2 protein-coding genes and 1 pseudogene are annotated in these 2,990 nt (G+C 70.8%); 1 reads left to right on the forward strand and 2 read right to left on the reverse strand.

Annotated features, from left to right (window positions below; all coding sequences use genetic code 11):
- Nucleotides 1-92: 92 nt before the first annotated feature.
- Nucleotides 93-617 (reverse strand): acetolactate synthase small subunit, encoded by a 525-nt coding sequence (gene ilvN, locus HCJ92_RS23400; protein ID WP_167935606.1) that lies wholly within the window; start codon nucleotides 615-617, stop codon nucleotides 93-95.
- 33 nt (nucleotides 618-650) lie between these two features.
- Nucleotides 651-2,516, reverse strand: a complete 1,866-nt coding sequence (locus HCJ92_RS23405) for an acetolactate synthase large subunit (RefSeq protein WP_167935607.1) — start codon at nucleotides 2,514-2,516, stop codon at nucleotides 651-653.
- 367 nt (nucleotides 2,517-2,883) lie between these two features.
- Here HCJ92_RS23405 and HCJ92_RS23410 point away from each other — a divergent pair.
- A pseudogene (locus HCJ92_RS23410) lies at nucleotides 2,884-2,990 on the forward strand (thiamine pyrophosphate-binding protein); the annotation flags it as partial.

Genomic DNA, 2,990 nt, shown 5'->3' on the forward strand with positions numbered 1-2,990 from the left:
GGGCGACCGACACCCGCCGGGTAGGCGGTCGGGCCGGTGCGCGGGGCCGGGGCCCGGGGCGGCCGGCGGGTGGCGCCGACAGCCCCGGCAGGTCAGGCCGACCGCTCCATGGCGCGCAGCGACCGGTCGGTGATGGAGCGCGCGCCCCGTCCGATGGCGATGGTGCCGGACTGGACCAGCTCCTTCACACCGAACGGCTCCAGCATGCGGAGCATCGCCTCGAGTTTGTCACTGCTTCCCGTGGCCTCGATCGTGACGGCCTCGGGGGCGACATCGACGGTCTTGGCCCGGAAGAGCTGCACGATCTCGACGATCTGGGACCGCGTCTCGTTGTCCGCACGGACCTTCACCAGAACGAGTTCACGCCGGACGGCCGAGCCGGGTTCCAGCTCGACGATCTTCAGCACGTTGACGAGCTTGTTCAGCTGCTTGGTGACCTGCTCCAGCGGCAGGTCTCCGACACTCACCACGATGGTGATGCGCGAGATCCCGGGGTGCTCGGTGGTGCCGACCGCGAGGGAGTCGATGTTGAAGCCGCGGCGGGAGAACAGCGCGGTGATCCTGGCGAGGACACCGGGCTTGTTCTCCACGAGAACGGACAGCGTGTGCTTGGACATCTGTGGGTCTGCTTTCTGTCTCGGCGCTGTCGCTCAGTCGTCCAGGTCGCCGAAGTCGGGGCGGACCCCTCGGGCGGCCTGCACCTCGTCGTTGGAGGTCCCGGCTGCCACCATCGGCCAGACCATGGCGTCCTCGTGGACGATGAAGTCGACGACGACGGGGCGGTCGTTGATGGCGTTGGCCTTCTCGATGGTCGCGTCGAGGTCGGCGGGGTCCTCGCAGCGCAGGCCGACGCAGCCCATGGCCTCGGCGAGCATCACGAAGTCGGGGACCCGGGTGCCGCGGGCACCGGACGACTCGGCCGGCGCACCGCCCTGGCCGGGTGCCGAGTGGAGCGTGGTGTTGGAGTAGCGCTGGTTGTAGAAGAGGGTCTGCCACTGGCGGACCATGCCCAGCGCCCCGTTGTTGATCACCGCGACCTTGATGGGGATCCGGTTGAGGGCGGCCGTGACCAGCTCCTGGTTGGTCATCTGGAAGCAGCCGTCACCGTCGATGGCCCACACGGTGGTGTCCGGTCGGCCCGCCTTGGCGCCCAGCGCGGCGGGAACGGCGTAGCCCATCGTTCCCAGGCCGCCCGAGTTCAGCCAGGTGGCGGGGGCCTCGAACGTGAGGAAGTGCGCCGCCCACATCTGGTGCTGGCCGACTCCCGCGGTGTAGACGGTCCCTTCCGGGGCCAGCCGCCCGATGCGCTCGATGACCTGCTGCGGCGACAGGCTGCCGTCCTCCGGAAGGTCGTACCCGAGGGGGTAGGTCTCGCGCCAGCGGCCGAGCAGCTCCCGCCAGGCCGCGTAGTCGCCGGTCCGCCCCATAGCGGTCTCCGCGTGCAGCACTGCCGCCAGCTCGATCAGCACCTCTCGCACGTCCCCGACGATGGGGACGTCCGCTGCGCGGTTCTTGCCGATCTCCGCGGGGTCGATGTCGGCGTGGACGACCTTGGCGTGGGGGGCGAAGGAGTCCAGTCGTCCCGTCACCCGGTCGTCGAACCGGGCGCCCAGCGCGATGATCAGATCGGACTTCTGGAGCGCGGTCACCGCGGTGACCGACCCGTGCATGCCGGGCATGCCGAGGTGGAGCGGGTGTGAGTCGGGGAAAGCGCCCAGGGCCATCAGTGTGGTGGTCACGGGGATACCGGTCTGCTCCGCCAGTGCCAGCAGCTCGGCCGAGGCTCCCGCCTTGAGGACGCCGCCACCGACGTAGAGCACGGGCCGCCGCGCCTGGGAGATCAGCCGCGCGGCCTCCCTGATCTGCTTGGTGTGCGGGCGGCTGACGGGCCGGTAGCCCGGCAGGTCCTGGGTGGGGGGCCAGCTGAACGTCGTCTGCGCTTGGAGCGCGTCCTTGGAGATGTCCACCAGCACGGGGCCGGGGCGGCCGGTGGAGGCGATGTGGAACGCCTCCGCGATGGTCCGGGGAATCTCGGCGGGGTCGGTGACCAGGAAGTTGTGCTTGGTCACCGGCATGGTGATACCGCAGATGTCGGCTTCCTGGAACGCGTCGGTGCCGATGGCCTTGCTGGCGACCTGCCCGGTGATGGCGACCAGGGGCACCGAGTCCATGTGGGCGTCGGCGATGGGCGTGACCAGGTTGGTGGCGCCGGGCCCCGACGTGGCCATGCAGACACCGACGCGCCCCGTGGCCTGGGCGTACCCGGTGGCCGCGTGGCCCGCGCCCTGCTCGTGCCGGACCAGGATGTGGCGGACCGTGCCGGAGTCCATCATCGGGTCGTAGGCCGGGAGGATCGCGCCGCCGGGGATGCCGAACACGGTGTCGGCGCCGACCGATTCGAGGGAGCGGATGAGTGACTGCGCTCCCGTGAGGTGCTCGACGGTCGCGGTCTGCTGCGGTCCGTTGCGGGGGGCGCGAGGCTGCGGCTTCGGTGCCCCGCCTGACTGCTCGGTCATCGCGGTCTCTTCCCGGTTCTGAAGGGTCTGGCGCTGGGTCGGGCTGGTGGCTGTCGGTTCGCGGGCCTCGTCCGAGGCGGCGCGGACCGGTTCGGTGCAACAAAAAACCCCTCGTGCCGTGGGGCATGCGAGGGGGGCGCGTCGGGTGGCCGCGGGAGTGTGGTCCCGGGTCAGGCGACGCGCCTGCCAAGTACGAGAATTCGGGTGCGCATGGCACAGACACTGCTCCTTCGGATTAGTCCGTGTCAAGCGGACCCGAAGCCGGTCTCACTATCCGGGCGCCCGGCGGACACCCGTGCGAGCAGGGCGAGCCGACCGACAGACGCGGCGGTGGACGGGAGCACGGGCTCGGGGCCCTGGGGAGTGGGCGGGGCCCGGCGCCACCAACCTGGTCACGCCCATCGCCGACGCCCACATGGACTCGGTGCCCCTGGTCGCCATCACCGGGCAGGTCGCCAGCAAGGCCATCGGCAC

The sequence above is a fragment of the Streptomyces spiramenti genome (genome assembly GCF_012034385.1).
GTDB classification, from domain to species: domain Bacteria; phylum Actinomycetota; class Actinomycetes; order Streptomycetales; family Streptomycetaceae; genus Streptomyces; species Streptomyces spiramenti.